Here is a 15,133-nt window from a genome sequence, read left to right as displayed (position 1 = left end):
ACTGTGAGGGCCGTGCCGACTCGGCGGCAGTGGCCCGATTGCCAACGTTGCGGAGGTTCTGGCCATGCACCGGGTCGTCTTCGTCGTCGTACCGCCGGTGTACTCGTTCGACCTGGCGATCGCGCAGATGGTTCTCGACGCCGCACGTCCCGGCGGTGACGCGGGGTACGAGACGACCGTGTGCACGGCGCAGCCGGGGAGGGTCGAGTCGCTCAGCGGTTCCGACGTCGTCGTCGAGCACGGACTCGCCACGGCCGAGCAGGCCGACACCCTCGTCGTGATCGGTGGCGGTGCCCGCGAGGACATCGATCCCCGGGTGTTGGAGGTGGTACGCGCCGCGGCGGACTCCGGAAAGCGCGTCGCCGCGATCTGCACGGGCACCTTCATCGCGGCTCAGGCCGGCATCCTGGACGGCCGCCGGGCGACCACGCACTGGGGCCTGACCGACGAGCTGGCCCGCCGCCACCCGGCCGTCACGGTGGTCCCCGACGTGCTGTACGTCGCCGATGGTCCCGTGCTGACGTGTGCCGGTGCCGGTGCTTGCGTCGAGTTGTGCCTCCACCTCGTCCGCACCGACTACGGCGCCGCGGTGGCGGCCGAAGCCGGAAAGCGGACCGTGGCCGCCCCGCCGCGCGCCGGTGACCAACCCCAGATCGTCGAGACCCCGCTTCCGGTTGTCACGGACACGTCGCTCACCACCACCCGTGAATGGGCACTGCGCCGGCTCGACCAGCCGGTCACCCTGACCGACCTGGCCGCGCACGCCCGGGTCAGCACCCGAACCCTGACCCGCCGCTTCCACGCCGAAACCGGCCTCAGCCCGCTTCAGTGGCTGCTGCACCAACGCCTCGACCGCGCCCGCCGGTTGCTCGAGACCACGACGCTCCCGATGGACCAGGTCGCCTTCCACAGCGGGCTGGGCAGCGCCGATTCGCTGCGGCAGCACATGCTCCGCAGAGTCGGCCAAACCCCGATCGCGTACCGCACGTCGTTCGTCCGCAGATGATCCAGAACTCCGCGCTTGGACGCGCCCCGCAATCCGAGACACCGGAACTGCCGGTGCGGTAGACCATCGGGGTGCAGTCGCTGACAGGGATCTTTCCGTTCGGCCGGCCGTCCGTCCGGTGCGAACCGCGGCGGGTCAGCCGTGCGCAGGCGCTCGTGCTCGGGGTGTACCCGTCTGCGTTGCACATCAGGTGGAAGCATCCGCAGCAGCGGATCGCGGCGCTGGCCGTCGCCCAGGAACCGTGGCCGTTCTGGGCCGGCGAAGACGAGGCCGAGCGGGTCGACCAGTGGCGTCACGCCGTCGGCTGGCGGCCGGAGTGGGGCACCGCCGAGCCGGTGGGGCACGTCAACGGGTCCTCCGGGCGCGCCGTCCAGGAGCGGGTGCTGCGTCCGCTGGGCATCGAACCGGGCCAGGTCTGGATGACCGACGCGCTGCCCTTCTTCCACGTGCATCGCACGCCGCGGAGTCAGGGCGAGGCGATGTCGACCCGGTACGACCCCGTGGCCCGCGAGCACGGCTGGCCGGTCCACCGACTGCCCACTCGACCACCCGTCGACCAGCTGATCCAGTGCGCCGTCACCTGCGAACGCACCCGAATCCTCGATGAGATGACCGATTCGAGCACCCCACTGTTGATCACCCTCGGCAACGAGGCACTTGCCGTCGCCGCCCGCCTGCTCGGCGGCACCCTCCCCGACCGTCTCACGTCCGATGGCAGCTACGGCCAACGTCACCGCGCCACGGTGAACGGCAAGTCGTTCGAAGTACTGCCGCTCGTCCACCCTGGCCAGCGCGGCACGCACTGGCGACAGACCCACGACCAGTGGGTCGAACGCTCAGCCGAATAGGGCTTCAGCCCCCGGCCGCTCCCCGGACCGCAACACTGCCGGGGGCAAACTGCCGGGGCAAAGAGGAAGCACAACCTGCCGCCCGCACATCACGAGCGTCACACCCCCGCTACCCCGCTCCGCCCCACCCTGCCCCGCGCTGCCCCTACCCCTGCCCCGCGCTACCCCGCCTTACCCCACGCTGCCCCGCCCCGCCCGGCGCTGTCTGCCCTGCCCTGCTCCTGCCCCGCCTGCCCTGCCCGCGCTACCGCGAGGCGGCGAAGCGGCTGTTCATCAGCGAGACGACGGTCAAGACGCACCTGCTGCACGTGTACGCGAAGCTAGGCGTCAACGACCGGGCAGCCGCCGTAGCCGCCGCATTCTCCCGCGGCTACCTGACACCGCAGGACTGACGGTCGGCCGATCTCAGACAACTGCTGATCGATTCCGGTTCGCCCCGCTCCGGACCGGCGAATGCGGGCATCACACGCAGGCCCCCTACTGCGGACGGTGCGTGTCGTCGAGGGTTCGCTTGATGACACCCAGACCGTGCGACATCGCTTTGGCCATCGGCGCAGCCAGCTCGTCGGGGAGCACATCGCGAATCCACAAGAGCCGACACCGCCGCTCGCCATCGGCAACGACCTGCATGGAGGTGTTGTCGTGATCCGGTTGCACACTGCCGCCGACCACCGCGTACACGATCCGGCGCGTGTCGTGGTCGACGCAGATCCGCCGTTCCCAGGCCACCGTCCCGTCGACGAAGGTGACGACCCGGCGGTCGGCCTCGACCCGGGTGTCCAGCACGAACCCCGGTACCATGCGCGAGGGACCCGCAGCGAAGTCGCCGATCACCTCCCACACATCCTCGGCACCGGATTCGATCAGGATTTCCTTGCTGATGGACGCCATGTCTCCCTACCTGTGTTCTACGTACTGCGACAACGGTGAGCTGGTGAGTCACCGGCGGCCGAACACAGCAGGTAACGCTGTGGATCGGCCGGCACCGTCCCCTGCCCGTCGCCGGGGGACAACTCGGATCTGTCTCGCGCCCTGTCCGACCAGTCGCGTACAAAGGCGAACTGGACGCCGCCCTCGCCCAGGTAGACACAATCAGCCTTGCTGCAGGCCGCCTGCCGCCCCGTGATCACACGGCGAAGCTCTGCCGGCGGTCCGGGTCGGCGCAGTCGATGACGATCGTGGCGAGCTGGGCCCGTGCGGGCATGGCGCTGACTCCTTCAGGTTCGGTACGCACAAGCCTGCCCCGACACCACCCCTCAGTTCTTGAACATCCTTGCGGGACCGTCACAGCCTCCAGATGTGCTCTCCTTCGGATCACGCGACGTCCGGAGTTCCATCGCAGCCGTCGACTGCCAAGGCGATCACCGCCGACTGGTCGGCGAATCCAGCCGCGCAAAGGACGTGCGGCTCGTGCTCGTGCGTGACGATCGGGTCGAAAAAACACACCCTCACCCCGAGGCTCGCCCTGGCAGTCGATCAGCAGACGTGCGACTTCATTTCCTGATTCCGTATTGGCGATCCAGCCACGACTGCCCAATTTGGGTTCCCAGGAATGGCGCTCAAGGTCATCGAGCACCAACTGGACAACTTCAGAAGCCGTCCCCGTCCACGGCGAGAATCCCTCTGCGGCAAGTTCACCGATCCGAATCAGGCCATCTTCGAGCAGGAAGTGCAGCAGCTCAGCGAAAAACTCCTTCCACGGGCAACCTTTCGCCTCTTCCCGCGCAACCCAAATAAGCTGATCGATCGGGAAGTCAGAGAGCACGCGCTCCCCGCGCGGCAGGAGGTCGGCAAGAAACGTCAACCGGATGGTCGAGCGCACCGCGGCCGACACAGAGTCCGACCCCGGAAAGCGGACAGCGCATGCCAGGCGACCCACATCCGGGTCGAGTGACGCGTCATCACCGGTAGACGGCATAGTCGGCCCGCCGCGTCGGTCGCGAAAATCGCTGTCCCGTTGCCGGATCACGGTGGTAGACACCCGCAGTGGGAAAGACCCCGGAGTTTCCCGATCTGCTACGGCTGATCGACGAACGGTCGACCGCCTTCCGCACGGCGGTCGCCTCAACGCCCAGCCTCGACGCGCAGGTGCCGACCTGTCCCGAGTGGACATTCTTCGACCTGGTGCAGCACCTGGGCGAGGGGCGGCGCAAGTGGGCTGCCATCGTCGCCGCGGGACCTGCCGCCGCTCCCCCGGCCAAGTCCGCATGGGGCTCGGCTGCGCCTCGTGAGCGCGAGGCCCTGGCGGACTGGTGGGCCACATCGGCGCAACAGCTCCTGGACGCGCTGCGCGAGGTCGGCCCGGATCGCGGCTGCTGGACCTGGTGGGACAAGTCGCAGTCTCCGCAGACCGCCGGTGCCGCCGCCCGGCACCAACTCCAAGAGATCGCGGTGCACACCTACGACGCCCAGATCACCACGGGCACCCCGCAGTCGCTGCCGAACGAGGTGGCACTCGACGGTGTCGACGAGTTCCTGTCCACCTGCTGCGCAACGACGGCCGCCTGGCCGCACAAGCCCGCCATCGTCGACTACCACGCCACCGAGGGCCGCTCCTGGCGCCTCTGGCTCTCCGCCGACGGCGCACGGACCGCCCTCCTCCCGGAATCGGGCACGATGCCCGCCATGGCGGGCGGCGAGGACCCGGACGCGGCCGACGCCTCCCTCCGAGGCACGGCCAGCGAGCTGGTCCTGGTCTTCTACGGCCGTATTCCGGTGAACTCCCTGGAACTCGACGGCGACCCACGTCTCTTCGACCAGCTCGTGGCCTGGAACCCCGACGAGTAGAACCTGACGCTGCACCACGTCGCACGCTCCGAGGACAGACCTCCCGCGAACGGCTGCAGCCACACGTGAGCCCGGCGGCTTCTCTTTCCGATCTCTTGAGCAGATATCGCGGAAAGAGTGCCAAGCCCTCCCGGTCCCCACCTCCGCCCCACGGTGCAAAGTAACCGTGGGGCGGTCGGTCACCCTGCCTGTAGACCTCGTGCAGCCGCTCGCACTCGTCGAGCACCTCCGGTTCCAGCGATGCGCATCGCCGGCGAGGCCGGGGAGACCGCGCGGACGGACTCCCCGGTCGTCAGCGTCTCCTACCCGCGCACGGGCGCGTAGCGCAGAAGGACCGCGCCCGACGAGAAGGTGCGGTTCTCCACCAGCTCCAGCTTCAACCACTTGTCCAGTGACGGGAAGAACGGCATGCCGCCGCCGATCGCGGCCGGTGCGACCAGCACCTGGAACTCGTCCACGAGACCGGCCCGGATCAGGGGCGCGGCGAGCGTGGCGCCACCCACCTCCATCAGGCCGTCGGTCTCGGCCTTGAGCCTCCTCGCGACCTCGACGACGTCACCCCGCTCCAACCTGGAGTTCCAGTCGACCGACTCCAGGGTCTGCGAGAACACCACCTTCGGCATCCCCAGCCACAGCCGGGCGTACTCGGCCTCCACCGGGGGCACGTCCGGCGCCTGGCCGGCGGTCGGCCAGTGGGCCGACATCAACTCGTACAACTTCCGCCCGTACAGCGACAGCGCGATGTCCCGGGTCCGGTCGTTCCAGTACTGGTGCAACTCGTCGTCCGGCACGCCCCAGCCGAGGTCGCCGTTCGCGTCGGCCGTGTAGCCGTCCACCGAGACGTTCATTCCATAGGTCAGCTTTCCCATAGCAGTACAGACTGCCGGGCCGGGAAAAACTCATCGGAACGAGCGGTGTCGGATTGACCCGCTCCGCTCGGCGCGGGCCTGCACCCGACCCGCGACCTCCCTAATTGCGACGCAGCACCCCCGGTGAGCTGGAGTGCGAGGACGGATCGAGTCAGGTCACCGATCGCATGATGTTCAACGCCTCCAGCCACGACTGGCTGGCACCTGCCAACCTCATGACGACGTGGACCAAGGCACGACTGCTGACAGACCGCTTCACACCCGAACAGCGTTCACCAGGACGAACCGTGTCCTCCGACAGGGTGACAAGCACTCCCAGTTCATGCAGCGCCCGGACCCGTTTCGCATCCTCCCCGCCAACACCAGCGCTTCCCTCGGTGCTCACATGGCGAACTGATTTGTCGCACCCACCGTATCGTGGCTTGTTTCGATCCACACTGAAGTCACAGAAGGTATGAAATTGCAGATAGAGGGCATGACTGTCGATGCATCGCGACCAGCAGCTTTGACCGTGCACCGTACGTAGTCAACCGGCTGCGCCCACACACACATAGCCACCTGTGCCTGTTCAGGCAGCCGTCATCCGGCCATAGGTCGATCCGTGGCGTCATGCCCGCCTACGACGCGAGGGAGTCATGCCAGGCCGTAGAGCAAGCGGTAGCAGGCGATGCGTTCGGGGGTCGGAATCGATCCGGTGCGCGTGGTACAGCATGCACTCGAAGCCGGGACCGTGGTTCCAGCCGAGCTTTCACGTCACTACCGCCGAATCGGCCCACCGGTCGGCCACCCCAAGCGAACCCAGGTTGACGTGCGCGGCGAAAGTTCCGTCGGCGCGCAATACGGCGTTCGGGGTGCCGCCCTGACGAACGGCCCGGTGTCCGCGGCTTCACCGATGAGAAATCCTTCGCTACATCGTCAGTTCTGGTAGCCCCCTCGCATCGGTGGAAGGATTACTGACCATGACCGACGCCAGACCCCTGGGCGCCGACGAGGCCACGTTCATCGCGGTGGTCCGCTCGGGCGATACGGCGCGGTTCGCGCTCATCACGGAGCGCCACCGGCGTGAGCTGCAGGTGCACTGCTACCGGATGCTCGCGAACTACGAGGACGCCCAGGACATGACGCAGGAGACGTTCCTGCGAGCGTGGAACAAGCGGGAATCGTTCAAGGGCCATGCTGCGTTGCGGACGTGGCTGTACCGGATCGCGACGAACGCTTGCCTCGACTTCCTGGAGAAGCGCAACGACCGCACACCCGTGCCGTCCGAGCTGCCGGACTCCGACTCCGAGGTGCTGTACCTGCAGCCGTACCCCGACCGGATGCTCCCCGAGGACCCGCAGGAGGCGGTGGTGGCGCGGGAGACGATCGAACTGGCGTTCATCGTCGCCATCCAGCACCTGCCGCCGCGGCAGCGGGCGGTGTTCATCCTGCGCGACGTCCTCGGCTGGCCTGCGTCGAAAGCCGCCGACGCCCTCGCACTGACCGTCGCATCGGTGAACAGCGCGCTGCAACGGGCACGCGTGACGATGCGCGAGCGGCTGCCCGACCGCCGCCTCGACTGGCGGAGCCCCGCCACCCACGAGCTGTCCAATGACGAGCGCGGTGTGGTGAAGTCCTACATCGACGCCCACGAGCGCAACGACCTCGACGGGCTGATGTCCCTGCTGCGCGACGACCTGCGCTTCGCGATGCTGCCCGAAGCGGGCACTTCGGTCACCACGGCCAAGGACGCGGTGGACGGCTGGGTCTCCGGTGGGCTCTTCCAGCGCGGCTACGACGACTGGCGCTGTACCACCACGACGGTCAACCGCATGCCTGCCGCCGTGCTGTACCTCCGCACCCCCGACGATTCGGAGTACCGGTTGTTCACCATCGCGGTCCTGCACATCGTCGACGGGAAGATCGCCGAGCTCACCGGCTTCGACGCCACCGACAAACCATGGCTGGACCTGCCCCCGACACTGTGATCACAAATGCCCTCCTCGTCGACGAGTCCGGCGCACGGGCCGCCGTCACCGAAGTCACCGAAGTCACCGCGCATGAGTACCCCGACCAGCTGAACACGACCGCAACCACGCAGACGCCACCGCCCCCGCCAGGGTCTCTGCTCATCGCCTCGTCTCGTATCGGGTCAGCACCGCACCGCCGGAGAACGTTCGCGTCTCCCCGGGTTCGCCCAGCTGTCCAGCGCGGTGAAGAACTGCGTGCCACCACCCACCAGGACCGGGTGGACAGCGGGCCGGTACTCGTCGATCAGCCAATCGCGGCAGCCCTTCGGTCAAATCGCATACCCCGGCGATGGCAATGACGTCGATCACCGCCACGTACGGATGCAGGGCGCAAACTCCGCCCCGGGGTGCCGCACTGCGCAACAACCACCTTGGTCTGCACGGATGATGGTTCTCGGCAAGCACAGGGTTGGCAGAGTTCGAAGACCTGACGCACCACGCACCGACGGCGCAGCCCCGTCGAGAGGCCGTGCGGGTGCGTCACCGGACAATGGCGGTGATGCGTTGCGAGACCGTCGAGCCGGCCGCTCCTCTCCGCTACAACGACTCGGACGTGGGTGACCCGGCGGGGGCTCGCGGTATGACGACCAGTGCGACAACACCGCTCAGCAGCGTCAAGCCGCTGGCGATGTACGCGGTCGTGCTGATCGACGCGATCTCCAAGAGGGCCGAACCGGCGACCGCGCCGAGGAAAGTCGCGATCGCCTCGCCGGTGAAGAGGACAGCGCTGATCCGACCGAGGACGGCGTTCGGCGTCGCCCTTTGCAGCGCTGTCTGCGCCGCTACGAGCACCGTCGAACCGAAGATGCCGATGAGCACCGCCGAGGGCAGCGCTTCGAGGAGTGAGGTCGACCGGAACAGCAGCGTAAAACCGATCGCGGTGACGCCGAGCGCACCGGCGAGCAGGTACACCACGGGCATCCGGTCGACCAGGAAGCGGACAAGCGGTGCGCCGATCAGGAACCCGACGCCGAGGCCGGACATCGCCAGTCCGCTGGGCCCGCTGCCACCCAGTTCCCGAGCACCGAAGGGCACCAGAAGCACTGTCAGCGACGCGTTCGCGCAGAGGAAAGACGTGTTGACCACCAGCAATCCGACAGCCATCCGATCCCCGCGGAGGAACGTGAAGCCTTCCCGCAGCTCGGTCAGGATACGCCCGATGCCGCCGCGCGCCTCTCGAACGCTTGTGATCTTCGCGGTCATCAGCAGCGCGAGCACCGACACGATGTAGCTGGCGACGTCCACCCACACCAACGCGGAGAACCCGACGAAGCCCAGCAGCACACCGCCCAGGGGCGCACCCGCGAGCCGCACGACGCCATCGGTGAACGAGTTGAGCGCGTTGGCACTGCTCAACAGCGGACCGGTGCCGACGACCGCCGGGATGTGCGCTTGCGCCGCGGGGCGGAACGCCAGCGTGCCCACGCTTTCCACCACCAGCGCCACGTAGACCAACCACAGGTCGCCTGGCTCCCGCACGAACAGCAGCGCGCTGATCGCCACGGCACGCAGGACGTCAGCGGCGATCATGACCTTGCGTCGGTCCCACCGGTCCACAAGCACGCCGGCGATCGGTCCGAGCAGCACCGGGGGCAGGAACTCGGCGGCCAGCGTCAGAGCCGCAGCCGTCTCGGACCCGGTCAACGCGAGCACGTGGAACGGAACCGCCACCACCAGCAGCCACGAGCCGAGCAGACTGGTCGTACGGGCAAGCCACAGCAGCCGGAAGTCCCGGACGCTCAACACTTTCAGCACGCCGACCCCTGGTTTTATCCTGGTAGGATAGTGTGAGGGAATGCTCTTCTGTCAAGACAGGTGGTGGTGATGGCCGACCCGGCACTCGGGCCACGGCTGCGCGCACTTCGCGCCGCCGCCGAGCAGACCGTCGCGACGGTCGCGACCGAGGCGGGGCTGTCCGTGCCGTACGTGGCCAACCTGGAGAACGGGAGGGGCAACCCGACCGTCGAGACGCTGAGCAGGCTGGCCGGGGCCCTGCGCACCCGGTTGGTGATCGAGTTCGTGCCCGAGAGCGCCGACTCGACCGCCTCGACGCCGTCGCGATCGCTGGCACCGGGTTCGCTAGTGCGGTGGAGCCGCGGTGCACGGTTCCGGAGGGATTTGCACGCGCTCGCGGACGCCACCGGCCGCACGCCCGCCGACCTGGCGCCGACGTTGCTCACCGCGCTGGCGGGCATCGCCGACCTGGCAGGCCACGAGCCGGGGGAAGCGGACTGGAACCGCCTGCTCGACGCACTGCTGCTGGTCTTCCTGCATCCCCACCCGGACAAGCAGGCAACCCGCTGAACGTCAACCGCCGCAGGCATCACCCGATCGGCGGCGCGGTGGCACGGCCCGTCAGGTGTGCAGCCAGAACACGGTTCCAGTCCGGCACTCCCGCGACGGAGACCTCCGGCGACCGACTCGAGGAACCTCCGGACGCTGCCGTCATCGCACCGCAAGGTTTCGCACGCCACGGCGTCCACGGCCGCACACCGAACCGTGTCCGCCACATCGGTGGAGAGCACCGGGTGCGGGCTCACCTCGACCAGCACGCGGTGCCCGTCCGCAAGGGCCGCCTCCACCACCTGCCGGAACCGGACGGGCCGCCACAGGTTGCGGCACCAGTGCTCCACGTCGACGGTTCCTCGCGCAACGCGCGGCCGTACAGCCCCGAGTACAGCGGTAGCTCCGGCTCACGCGGCCGGATGGGACCGAGGCCGACGCTGTGCCTGCCGATAATCTCATCAACGCAGGTAGAAGGCGTACGACGCCCAAGGGTACCGAGTGCTCACCGGCAAGGCTGCCATCCGCTGTGACGTCAGCCAGCACGGCATGATGACCCGCTGTGCTGCTCCGACTGGTCTACCTCGGCGTGACCAGCGCCTTCGCGCTGCTGCGACTGCTGCCCATGAGCGACCGGAACAAAACACGGAGATCCTGGCACTACGGCACCAGATCACCGTCCTGGAACGCCAACTGGACCAGACCCGGCCGCAGTTCTCCCCCGGCGACCACGCGTTCCTCACGGCAATGCTGCACCGACTCCCGGTCACCAGTGTCTATCGATTGGAGTTCCGACCCGGTGTTTGATCTACCTGTGCATCCGTCCTCGGCCCGGTTCCTCCAACGGCCGGGTGGAGGTCTCCTCGATGTGGCAGACCTGCTCGCCGACCTTGCAGAGGAGGACGGGGTCGCTGCCCGGCTGCTGGAGCGCTTCGAGCGGGGCGACTTCGACGGCGGGACTGCCGCGCCTGCCGACCTGATCACCGCTGCCTCGTGGGAGTCGGACCGGCTCGGCGACATCACCGTGCGGCCCGAGCACTTGGTGCTGGGGTTGGCACGGCTGGCCGCCGAGCGCGATGACAGGCGAGCACCGGGCCTGGAGCGGGTTCGGGAAGAACTGCAGTGGGTGATGGCCGAGCGGGCGCAGCGGAGTTACGAGCAACTCACGTCCGTACCGCGTCCGGACGCCGTCCGTGCACCCCGGACGGTCCTGCTGGCCGGGGTGCCGGGAACCGGGAAGAGCACCCTGGCCGAGGCACTGGCCTGGCGGCTGCGCGCGCCGGTGTGCTCGATGGACTGGCAGCTGGGCGCGCTGGTCCCGTTCGGCGCGCTGCGACTGGACAACTCCCTGCCGCTGGCCGAGGTGAACCTGACCGCGTCCATCGCACGCCAGGTGCAGCTCGGGTTGGACGTGATCGTGGACGCAACCGGCCACCGCCGTGAGGTGCGGCAGCGGTGGCGCTCGGTCACCGAGCACCTGGGTGGGGTCTTCGTCGGGGTGGAGTGCGTCTGCTCCGACGAAGCGGTTCAGCGCGGCCGGGTCGAAGGCAGGTCGCGCGGCATCCCCGGCTGGCACTCGACGGTGTCGTGGGAGCACGTCCTGCGCATGAAAACGCGGTGGGAGCGGTGGGACGAACCGCACCTGGTCGTGGACTCGGCACTCGAGTCGCCGGACCAGGTGTTGGCGAAGGTGCTGGCCGCGATCGACGCCGCAGGGTGAGTTCCGACAACCGGAGGCGGCCGATGTAGAACGGAGCTCAGGTCGAGCGTTACCGCGACGCTCGTCGAGGCGTCATGAAAGCGGTGGACGTCGAACGGGTGCCAGCGGAGGTGGAGCGGTCGTGCGCGCTGGACCGTGACGGAAAGGTGATGGAGAAGGGCGGTCGCCGCGGTTGGCCGGTGCCGGCTCGGCCAACGCCGTTCTCCAACCGGCGCCTGCCGTCTGATCGACGCGTTTGCGCGGGTCAGCGGGGGTCTGCCTGGTTGGCTTACGCTTCGGGGCATGGCGGTGGCAGCCTCGTCGCGTGCGCTGATCGGCCGCACCGCAGAGCTGGCGGTGTTCGACCGGGCACTGCTCTCGGCAGCGGCGGGCTCCGGGTCGGTCGTCTTCGTCGAGGGCGAGGCCGGGATCGGCAAGTCCCGCCTCGTCCAGGGCGTCGTCGAGTCGGCGGGGCGTCGCGGCTTCACCTGCCTGGTCGGTGCGGCTCGACCGCTGGAGACGACTCGTCCGTTCGGGGCGGTCGCGGAGGCGCTGGGGATGCGGCGCGGCTCGCCCGATCCGCGGCGGGCCGAGGTCGCGGCGCTCCTCAGCGGTGGGCAGGCGTCGGACGTGCGGTACGACGTGCTGGAGGCCGCTCTCGAACTCGTCGAGGTCGAGTCCCGGGCCGCGTCGACGCTGCTCGTGCTGGAGGACCTGCACTGGGCGGACGAATCGACGTGCCTGGTCCTGCGCACCCTGCTCCACCGGGTGGCACTCCTGCCGGTGCTGGTCGTCGTGACGCTGCGACCGGCGCCGCGGACCGCCGAGCTCGACCTCGTGCTGGCCGAGGCCGTCGAGTCGGGTGCCGAAGTGCTGCAACTCGGGCCGCTGGCACCCGCGGAGGTGCTCGAACTGGTCCGCGCCGAGGCCGGCAGCGTTCGCGACCTCGAATCGGTCGTGGCGAAGGCAGGGGGCAACCCGCTGTGGGTGGTGGAGATCGCTCGGTCCGTCGCCGCAGACGGCTCGCTGCCCGACTCGTTCGGCAGCTTGGTGCTGCGTCGCCTGCGCTACCTGCCTGACGCGACCCTGGCCACCCTGCGCGTCGCCGCGGTGTTGGGGGACGTCTTCTCGCTGGTCGACCTGTCCACGATCACCGGCCGCGGCGCCGTTGAACTCGTCGAACACCTGCGACCCGCGGTCGGAAGCCGCCTCCTGCGGGAGGAGTCCGGCAAATTGGCCTTCCGGCACCAGCTCGTGCACGACGCCATCTACCACGACATCCCCGAGGCCGGGAGGGTGGCGCTGCACCGCGAGGTCGCCCGGGTGCTCGCCGACGCCGGTGCTCCGGTCACCCAGATCGCCGCCCACGTGCTTCGCGGCGCCACGCCGGGTGACGCCCAGGCCGCCGCCTGGCTGCGCGCCGCGGCACGGGAGGCGCTCCCGCGGGCACCCGAGGTGGGGGTCGAGTTGCTGCGGCGGGCCCGTGCGATCGGACCGTCGGACGAGGTCGACGTCGAATTCGCGGAAGCCCTGCTCCGAACCGGCCGGGTCGCGAAGTGCGCCGCCCTCGTGGAGGAGCTGCTCCGCCGGCCGCGGGGCGCAGGTTCCGGCGCCGCGCTCCGGCTGCTGCTCGTCGAGGCGTTGTCCCTCCAGAACCGCGGTCCGGAACTGGTCGCCCAGGCTGACGCGGCGCTGAGGTCTCCCGATCTCTCGGAGGCGGAACGGGCACTCGTGCTGGCGCAGTCCGCCTACGGCCGGACGTTCTCCGGCGACGTGCCGGGTGGGGAGCACAGCGCCCGGGAGGCCGTGGCGCTCGCGGAGCGGGCCGGGGCGGTCGGGATGCGGGTGTGGAGCCTCACCACGTTGTCGTTCGCGGTGAAGACGCAAGGCCGGTACGCCGAGGCGGTCGACCTCGCGCGGCGGGCGGTCGAGATCGCCGCGGACTCGGTGGACGGTCGGCTGCGGCACCCGCACTTCTTCCTCGGCATGGCGCTCGCCGACGCCGACGACCTCGTCCCGGCCGGGGAGGCGTACCTCGACGCGGTCGCCGAGTGCACCGCTCTCGGCTCGTCGTGGATCCTGCCCGACATCCAGCAGCTCACCGGTGAGCTGCACTTCGTCCGGGGCGAGTGGGACGACGCACTCGTGGAGCTCGACGCCGGTCTCCACGCGGCAGCCGAACGCGGCAACCGCGTGGCGGTCACCCAGTCGACCGGCTACCAGGCCCTCATCCTCGCCGGCCGCGGTGACCTCCGCGACGCCGAGGTCCTGCTCGGCGGCCTACCCGGGGGCAGGGCCTACGGAACGGAGGTCACGGCGCTCGCTCGGGCGGTCGTCGCCGAGGCCCGCAGTGACCCGGTCAGCGCGTTCCACTGCCTGTGGTCGGCTTGGCAGGACGACGTCGACGGCCGGGTCATGCGCTTCCTGCCGCAGCTCGGGCCGCCTCTGGCCCGGCTGGCACCGGCTGCGGGACGCCCCGACGTCGCGGCGTCGGTCGTGGACGGCATCGGGGAATCGGCGGGGCTGGCCGCCGAGGTGGTGAGCGTCCAGACCGCCGCCCTGCGGTGCCGCGGTCTCGCGGACCGGGACCAGTCCGCGCTGCTGCGGGCCGTCGAGCTGGCGCGGTCCTCCCCGCGGGTCCTCGACCGCGCCGGGGCACTGGAGGACGCTGCCGCGTTGGTCGGACCGCCGGCGGCGTTGCGACTGTTGACCGAGGCACTGGACGTTTACGAGGCGGTGGGGGCGTCCCTGTGGGCCCGGCGCGTCCGGGCGTCCCTCCGGGCGATGGGCGCGCGCGTCGGCGTGCGGCGGGAGCGGCAGTCGCCGGCAACCGGCTGGGAGAGCCTGACCGACACCGAACTCGCGGTCGCCCGGCTCGTCGCCGAAGGGCTGACCAACCGCGAGGCGGCGGGGCGCCTGTTCGTCTCGCCGCACACCGTCAACACGCACCTGCGGCACATCTTCGGCAAGCTCGGGGTCTCCTCGCGCAGTGCCCTCACCGCGGCGGTGCTGCACCAGGATCACGCGATCGAGTGATGTCTCCGCGCGTCCGCCCGGTCAGGCTCGGGGCTCACCAGAACGCGAGGAGGCCCGAAATGCCCGCTGTGGGATTCGTACTCCCGATCCTGCCCGGCCGGACCGACGACGACCGGGAGGCCATGACGTCCTGCTGGCGGGGCCACCGCCAAGAGGCGTTCGAAGCCTCCCGTCAGCGGCTCGGCATCACCCGCGAGGCGGTGTGGATCCAACCGACTCCCACCGGTGACGTGGCGGTCGTCTACGTGGAGGCCGACGACCTGCCGACGGTGTTCGAGGGACTCGCAACGTCCCAAGAGCCGTTCGACCGCTGGTTCCGCGCCTACGTCCGGGAGGTGCACGGCGTCTCGCTCGAGGACGGTTCGTCTCCCCCTGAGCAGGTCCTCGACTTCGGCAGGTGACGCCGGCGACAAGCCGCGGGCCGCCGTCACCGCCGGACAGGCTCAATTGCCCGGACAGACTCAATTGCCGACGCCACAACGGAATTCCACGCCGAGGCGTTCGCGCCGGCGGTGCGACTGTGCAGTCGGTGTTCAACCTGCCCCGACATGCGAATGGGGCCTCCTGCCGCGCAGGAGAGCGAAAACACCTTCCAC

12 protein-coding genes and 3 pseudogenes are annotated in these 15,133 nt (G+C 69.5%); 9 read left to right on the top strand and 6 right to left on the bottom strand.

Going from position 1 to position 15,133, the window contains the following annotated elements; translation table 11 throughout:
* Nucleotides 1-64: 64 nt before the first annotated feature.
* From OQ02_RS35370 to OQ02_RS43100, 3 genes and pseudogenes are all read left to right on the top strand, one after another.
* A complete protein-coding gene (locus OQ02_RS35370; protein ID WP_033443036.1) occupies nucleotides 65-1,006 on the top strand; it encodes a GlxA family transcriptional regulator in 942 nt (313 codons plus the stop codon).
* Nucleotides 1,007-1,185: 179 nt separating this feature from the next.
* A complete protein-coding gene (locus OQ02_RS35365) occupies nucleotides 1,186-1,854 on the top strand; it encodes a hypothetical protein (protein ID WP_156077511.1) in 669 nt (222 codons plus the stop codon).
* 248 nt (nucleotides 1,855-2,102) lie between these two features.
* Nucleotides 2,103-2,246, top strand: a pseudogene (locus OQ02_RS43100) (LuxR C-terminal-related transcriptional regulator); the annotation flags it as partial.
* An 85-nt stretch (nucleotides 2,247-2,331) separates the two neighbouring features.
* Here the strand turns inward: OQ02_RS43100 and OQ02_RS35360 are convergent.
* A complete protein-coding gene (locus OQ02_RS35360; RefSeq protein WP_033443034.1) occupies nucleotides 2,332-2,745 on the bottom strand; it encodes an SRPBCC family protein in 414 nt (137 codons plus the stop codon).
* A 235-nt stretch (nucleotides 2,746-2,980) separates the two neighbouring features.
* Nucleotides 2,981-3,688, bottom strand: a complete 708-nt coding sequence (locus OQ02_RS44400; protein WP_156077510.1) for a hypothetical protein — start codon at nucleotides 3,686-3,688, stop codon at nucleotides 2,981-2,983.
* Between the two features lie 152 nt (nucleotides 3,689-3,840).
* Between OQ02_RS44400 and OQ02_RS35355 the strand changes: the two genes are divergently transcribed.
* Nucleotides 3,841-4,641: a maleylpyruvate isomerase family mycothiol-dependent enzyme gene (locus OQ02_RS35355; protein ID WP_033443033.1), complete on the top strand. Its 801-nt coding sequence runs from the start codon at nucleotides 3,841-3,843 to the stop codon at nucleotides 4,639-4,641.
* Between the two features lie 302 nt (nucleotides 4,642-4,943).
* Here the strand turns inward: OQ02_RS35355 and OQ02_RS35350 are convergent, their stop codons facing one another.
* Nucleotides 4,944-5,510, bottom strand: coding sequence for a dihydrofolate reductase family protein (locus OQ02_RS35350; protein WP_033443032.1), 567 nt, complete (start codon nucleotides 5,508-5,510; stop codon nucleotides 4,944-4,946).
* Nucleotides 5,511-6,469: 959 nt separating this feature from the next.
* Between OQ02_RS35350 and OQ02_RS35345 the strand changes: the two genes are divergently transcribed.
* Nucleotides 6,470-7,477, top strand: a complete 1,008-nt coding sequence (locus OQ02_RS35345) for an RNA polymerase subunit sigma-70 (RefSeq protein ID WP_033443031.1) — start codon at nucleotides 6,470-6,472, stop codon at nucleotides 7,475-7,477.
* A gap of 141 nt (nucleotides 7,478-7,618) precedes the next feature.
* Here the strand turns inward: OQ02_RS35345 and OQ02_RS43095 are convergent.
* Both OQ02_RS43095 and OQ02_RS35340 read right to left on the bottom strand, forming a co-directional pair.
* Nucleotides 7,619-7,776 (bottom strand): annotated as a pseudogene (locus tag OQ02_RS43095) (dihydrofolate reductase family protein); the annotation flags it as partial.
* Nucleotides 7,777-8,056: 280 nt separating this feature from the next.
* Nucleotides 8,057-9,274, bottom strand: coding sequence for an MFS transporter (locus OQ02_RS35340; protein WP_033443030.1), 1,218 nt, complete (start codon nucleotides 9,272-9,274; stop codon nucleotides 8,057-8,059).
* A 69-nt stretch (nucleotides 9,275-9,343) separates the two neighbouring features.
* Between OQ02_RS35340 and OQ02_RS35335 the strand changes: the two genes are divergently transcribed.
* Nucleotides 9,344-9,823: a helix-turn-helix domain-containing protein gene (locus OQ02_RS35335; protein WP_156077509.1), complete on the top strand. Its 480-nt coding sequence runs from the start codon at nucleotides 9,344-9,346 to the stop codon at nucleotides 9,821-9,823.
* A gap of 155 nt (nucleotides 9,824-9,978) precedes the next feature.
* On the opposite strand, the pseudogene OQ02_RS47310 reads toward OQ02_RS35335, so the two are convergent.
* Nucleotides 9,979-10,158, bottom strand: a pseudogene (locus tag OQ02_RS47310) (acyltransferase domain-containing protein); the annotation flags it as partial.
* Between the two features lie 512 nt (nucleotides 10,159-10,670).
* On the opposite strand from OQ02_RS47310, the gene OQ02_RS35330 reads away from it, so the two are divergent.
* From OQ02_RS35330 to OQ02_RS35320, 3 genes are all read left to right on the top strand, one after another.
* Nucleotides 10,671-11,522 carry an AAA family ATPase gene (locus OQ02_RS35330; RefSeq protein WP_033443028.1) on the top strand — a complete coding sequence of 284 codons (852 nt, stop codon included), beginning with the start codon at nucleotides 10,671-10,673 and terminating at the stop codon, nucleotides 11,520-11,522.
* Between the two features lie 282 nt (nucleotides 11,523-11,804).
* On the top strand, nucleotides 11,805-14,537 hold the full coding sequence (locus OQ02_RS35325) for an ATP-binding protein (protein WP_033443027.1): 2,733 nt from the start codon (nucleotides 11,805-11,807) through the stop codon (nucleotides 14,535-14,537).
* 59 nt (nucleotides 14,538-14,596) lie between these two features.
* Nucleotides 14,597-14,938 carry a hypothetical protein gene (locus tag OQ02_RS35320; RefSeq protein WP_033443026.1) on the top strand — a complete coding sequence of 114 codons (342 nt, stop codon included), beginning with the start codon at nucleotides 14,597-14,599 and terminating at the stop codon, nucleotides 14,936-14,938.
* Nucleotides 14,939-15,133: the final 195 nt, after the last annotated feature.

This window comes from Saccharothrix sp. NRRL B-16314, from assembly GCF_000716595.1.
In the GTDB taxonomy this organism is placed as follows: Bacteria; Actinomycetota; Actinomycetes; order Mycobacteriales; family Pseudonocardiaceae; genus Actinosynnema.
The sequence above is the reverse complement of the archived record's forward strand: the minus strand, read 5'-3'. Positions and strand labels throughout refer to the sequence as shown.